The organism is Zhongshania sp. (assembly GCF_041623545.1).
In the GTDB taxonomy this organism is placed as follows: Bacteria; Pseudomonadota; Gammaproteobacteria; order Pseudomonadales; family Spongiibacteraceae; genus Spongiibacter.
On the sequence record NZ_JBFJWS010000241.1, the window covers coordinates 1 to 4943 of the forward strand.

Genomic DNA, 4943 nt, shown 5'->3' on the forward strand with positions numbered 1-4943 from the left:
ACCGTCGTCACGTTTAAAGCTTAATGCGCCGCGTGCGGACAAAACACCATCAATAAGCTGGGTTTCGGCGCCAGCTTCAGCGCTCGTTGCGTTAAAGCTTCCCGCGCCGAGTTTGATGTAACTGCTGGGCTCGTCATCAAACTGGGGGGTGCGAGTGATGATATTAATCGCACCACCAGTGGTGTTTTTACCGTAAAGCGTGCCTTGTGGGCCACGTAGGACCTCGAGACGTTCAATATCAAAGAAGTTAGCGCCGTGGCTGTAAACCGGGGCTAAATAAGTCTCGTCTACGTAAACGCCAATTGGGCTGGCTTGATTGGAGCTGTAGTCCGACATGCTGACGCCGCGAATCGCAAAGATCGGCTGAATGTCGCCGTAGGGGCCGCTTACCTGCATGTTTGGCACTTGTGCAGAAATGTCGCTGGCGTTTTCAAAACCGTATTTGTCTAGTTGAGTACTCGTTAAGCCCGTTACCGCTACGGGAATGTCCTGTGTGCTCTGGCTGCGTTTTTGCGCGGTGACCAATACCTCTTCAAGCATTGGCGCGGCAAAAGTGTTGCTGGCGGAGCTGGCGATGGCTAAGTAAATACTGGCGTGCAATAGATGCCTGTGGCTCTTGTTTAAGGGGGAGCGACGCTGTTGCATGGACTATTCCTTTAAAACGATGACGAGGTTGATGGTGCGTTGGAATTTTACGTTCGCGAGGATGCCGATATTTCAATGCTGGTAATTGTCATTTTACGACATATTTTTGTCATTTGACGACTGACAGCAAGGCTATTGTCCATGCCTTTTCTATTGCGCATTTGGGGGTGGTTTGCAGCGTGACGTAAGCCTCAGCTTTTCAATTTTTCTATGAAATGCAGTGATTTACGGTAGTTATTGGGGGTGACCCCGAACCAGCGTTTGGCGGCGCGGTTGAATGAGCTTTGCTCTTGGTAGCCTAGCAGGGCCGCTATTTGCGCCATTGGCATGCGTTGCTCGGCGAGGAAGTTCTGTGCGTCCCGTTTTCTGATGTTGTCCACCATTTCTTCAAAGATATAACCTTCCTCTTTTAAGCGCCGTTGGAGGGTGCGAGGGTGCATAAATAATTCGTTCGCCACGCTTTTAATATTGCAGCACTGCGTGGGTAGTAGGCGGCCAATGATAAAACTGGTTTGTTCAATAAAGCTTAAGGGCGAGCCCGCACTTTTCTTGATCAGGTAGTTCGCGATGATGTCGCGTTGAAATGCGTCGGCGGTGCGTATCGGAAAATCAAGTTGTTCCGGTGTGAGTACCAAGGCATTGCAGTCTTGATTAAAGAGTACCGGGCAACCAAAGTGGCGCTTGTAGACCTTTAGGTCCAAGGCTCTGCTGTGTCTAAATAGTACTGCTTCAGGTCGCTTGCGGTTTTCCGTTAACATGGCGTGAATATTGGCCATTAAGCCCGTCGCCATTTCTACCGTCTGGTGGCGATAGGGGAAATCAGTCACGTTGATGTCGAGCATGATTCGCGGATATTGCGGCGCTGATTTGTCGTCTAGTGCCAGTGTGATCGCTGGGCTGTGGTGGGCAATATAGCGGGCAATACAAAACAAGGCATCGCCAGCCGTGTTTGATGTGCGGGCCATAATGGCGATTGGGCCAAGGGTTTCCATTGTTTGTTTTGCAGATAGACGCAGGCCAAAGTCGGGGCATCGCAACAGTTTTGCGGATGCCTCTAACACCTGCATAAGGCTGTGGAAGAAAATAAGATAATCTAGGTCGTCAAGACGCTCTGGATCAATATTAAATTGCAGCAGTAGGGCTTCTGGGTTTCCGCCGAGTTCTCGAACAAGTTCTTTGTATCCGCTAAGGGCAGAGGTTCGTATCAGGGGCCGCATTAGTTTACATCCATAAAAAAAGCTAGCATGCTGTCATCAAATGCTAAATTTAGCATAGTCTTATTGCACAGGTGTCGCCAGTGTTTTGCGGTTATAAGAAATAGGTGCAATTGCTGGGAAGGCAGTTGAGCTAAATTTAAAGTCGATAACAATAAGAGATAGTCTAATGAGACGCTTTTTCCGAGTGAGTGCGGTTGTGGCATTGTTGCTATTTGGCGGGGGTGTTGTGCTCTACGTACGCTCGCCTATTCAACCGGTGGTGTTTAACGTTCCTGTTTCTGAGGGATTGATTGGTGAGTTCGAGGGAAATGAACGTTTAGCGGTCGTAACACGGCAGCTGGAAAACATCGGAATCGGCCCAGAAGATATTGTGTATGGCCCAGACGGTAATTTTTATACTGGTTATCAAGATGGTCGCATCGTGCGTTTTGCCGCGCATGATGGTCGGTTATTGGAGGGGAGTACTCAGGAGTTTGTTAATACCGGTGGTCGCCCTTTGGGCATGCAATTTGATGGTGCAGGGAATTTGATTGTGGCGGACGCATTCAAGGGGTTGTTGTTAGTGTCTGCTGTCGGGGATATAACAACGCTAGTCGATTATGCCGACGACCCCTCCTTGCGTTTTATTGATGACGTTGACGTGGCCGAGGATGGCACTATTTGGTTTAGTGATGCCTCGGGCCGCTTTGGTTTACACGATTATATTTACGATTTAGTGGAGGCCAGTGCCACCGGGCGTTTATTAAGTTACTCGCCGGCTACTGGGCAAACAACGGTACATCTAAGCAATTTGTATTTTGCGAATGGCGTTGCCCTCGGTCCTGACGATCAGTTTGTATTGGTCAATGAAACCGGCGCGTCACGGGTAACTCGTTTGTGGCTGAAGGGGGAGAAGGCCGGGGTGAGCGATGTCTTTATAGACGGTTTGCCCGGTATGCCGGATAACATCAGCTTTAATGGCGTTGATACCTTTTGGTTAGCTATGCCCGCTTTGCGAAGTAAAGAGATTGATGCCTTAGCGCAGTATCCCTTTATACGAAAGCTGCTCGGTGGATTGCCTGCCAATCTGCTTGTGCCGGCAAACCAAGTCGGTTTTGTTGCTGGTCTCAGCGTTAGCGGCGGTGTCAAATTCAATCTCCAGTCGGCAAGTGGTGTCTATCACACAGTAACCAGCGTAAATGAATATGACGGCTATATTTGGTTGGGTAGCTTGGCCATGTCGTCGGTTGCGGTGTTGCCATTGTCTATGGGTAAGTAGTCGCATGATCTTGGTTGGTTGTGATCTTTTATCGGTACTACTAGGCTATTTTTTCAGAAAATAATAAGCACTTCACGCTTGCGGGTATCCGCAGGAAGTTAAGAGTGGCAAGGCGGGGATGGGCAGTGACAGAGATTACCACGCAAAAAATTATCATTATTGGCGCCGGCTTTTCAGGCATGGGTTTAGCCATTCACTTGCAAAAAGCGGGTATCACCGATTTTGCTATTTTGGAAAAGGCTGACGAAGTTGGTGGTACTTGGCGCGAAAATCACTATCCAGGTGCCGAGTGTGATATCGCATCGGCACTGTACAGTTATTCATTTGAGCACAATGCTGATTGGCATTATAAGTGGGCTGAGCAGCCGCAAATATATGATTATTTAAAGGGTACAGCTAAAAAATATGGGCTGTATGAGCATATCTGTTTTGGGACGGAAGTGAGTAGCGCGCATTTTGATGAACAGGCGAAATGTTGGCGCATACGCAGTGCTGGCGGCGAGGAGTGGTGTTGTCAATTTTTGGTGTCCGCAGTAGGCCAATTGCATCACCCATTCACCCCTAAGATTGATGGTCAGAGCGAATTTAATGGGCCGCAATTTCATTCAGCGCGGTGGCAGCATGACGTAGATCTTAGTGGTAAGCGCGTCGCGGTTGTTGGCAATGCCGCCAGTGCTTTGCAGTTTATCCCACAAATAGCGCCGACGGTCGCGAAACTCACCGTGTTTCAGCGTGGCGCAAACTGGGTGATCCCCAAGTTAGATCGCCCGTATAAGGCGTGGGAGCAATGGTTGTCAGCACGAATTCCACTCGTAGCAAGTTACTACCGTTTCAGCGTATGGTTGCGTAATGAATTACTGATCTACCCAATAATGCAGGGGCGACGCTTACACTGCATTATTGGATTGTGGATGCATCGGCGCTATATAAAGAAACATATTAAAGACCCAGCGTTACGGGCTAAGTTAACGCCTGATTATCCAATGGGTGCCAAACGTATACTGGTGTCTGATGATTATTACCCTGCGATGGCGATGGCGAATGTGGATCTCGAGGTTAGCGGTATTGCGCGCTTGTCAGAAACAGGGCTCGTAACAAGAGACGGAAGGGAGGTTCCTGCAGATGTCATCATTTATGGCACTGGCTTTAAAACGAACCCCTTTCTGGCGCCAATGGATATTCGCGGTATAGGCGGTCAACGCCTCCGTGACGCATGGCACGATGGTGCCCAAGCATATATGGGAATGATGACTGGCGGCTTTCCAAATTTATTTATGCTGTATGGCCCCAATACAAATCTTGGTCACAACTCTATTGTGATTATGGCTGAGAGTCAGGCTCGCTATATTACTGATGCTATAGAAACCTTAGACCGCAATGCGCAGACAGTGATTGAAGTAAAGGCTGAGGTTGAACAAAAGTATAATGAGGAAATGCAGCAGCGCTTGTCGAAAATGGCGTGGAATGCCATTGAGGCGAGTTGGTATAAAGACGGGGATAAAATAACCAATAACTGGCCGGGTTCAACCTATGAATATATTCGACGTACTCGGCAGGTGCAGTGGGCTGATTTCAAAATAAGTTAATGTATTGCGAAGTGTTTAAAACGCGTCCCTGCGTTTTTTCATTCAGCGGCTTAGGGGGCTGGAGCGACGGGAACTTCGCTAAAGCTTACTGTTGACGTTTGCTTGGCGGTGACCATTACCGGAATGACTTCGGTAAAACTGATGTCATCGTCTGATGCGGCGTCATCTAAGCTAGATTGGCAGGTAAATGCGACGCTGTAACCTGCTTCAGTAGCGCGAACAAAGCCAATTTCAAAG

General features: G+C 48.7%; 5 protein-coding genes. 2 read left to right on the forward strand and 3 right to left on the reverse strand.

Translation table 11 applies throughout. From position 1 onward, the window contains the following. Both ABYT30_RS15460 and ABYT30_RS15465 read right to left on the reverse strand, forming a co-directional pair. A partial coding sequence (locus ABYT30_RS15460; protein ID WP_373097397.1) for a TonB-dependent receptor plug domain-containing protein occupies positions 1-645 on the reverse strand: 645 nt, incomplete at its 3' end. 191 nt (positions 646-836) lie between these two features. Then, the gene (locus ABYT30_RS15465) at positions 837-1862 is read right to left on the reverse strand and encodes an AraC family transcriptional regulator (RefSeq protein ID WP_373097399.1); all 1026 of its coding nucleotides are present in this window, start codon (positions 1860-1862) and stop codon (positions 837-839) included. Positions 1863-2028: 166 nt separating this feature from the next. Here ABYT30_RS15465 and ABYT30_RS15470 point away from each other — a divergent pair, with 166 nt between their 5' ends. Both ABYT30_RS15470 and ABYT30_RS15475 read left to right on the forward strand, forming a co-directional pair. Beyond that, positions 2029-3120 (forward strand): SMP-30/gluconolactonase/LRE family protein, encoded by a 1092-nt coding sequence (locus ABYT30_RS15470; protein ID WP_373097400.1) that lies wholly within the window; start codon positions 2029-2031, stop codon positions 3118-3120. 125 nt (positions 3121-3245) lie between these two features. Continuing rightward, complete coding sequence (locus ABYT30_RS15475; RefSeq protein WP_373079746.1) at positions 3246-4706, forward strand: flavin-containing monooxygenase; 1461 nt, start codon at positions 3246-3248, stop codon at positions 4704-4706. A 50-nt stretch (positions 4707-4756) separates the two neighbouring features. Here ABYT30_RS15475 and ABYT30_RS15480 read toward each other — a convergent pair. Then, the coding region (locus ABYT30_RS15480) for a hypothetical protein (RefSeq protein ID WP_373097401.1) at positions 4757-4943 on the reverse strand (187 nt) is incomplete at its 5' end.

Bases quoted from the DNA above. Each gene is read 5' to 3' on its own strand.
- ABYT30_RS15470 (WP_373097400.1), top strand. From the start codon at position 2,029: ATGAGACGCTTTTTCCGAGTGAGTGCGGTTGTGGCATTGTTGCTATTT.
- ABYT30_RS15465 (WP_373097399.1), bottom strand. From the start codon at position 1,862: ATGCGGCCCCTGATACGAACCTCTGCCCTTAGCGGATACAAAGAACTT.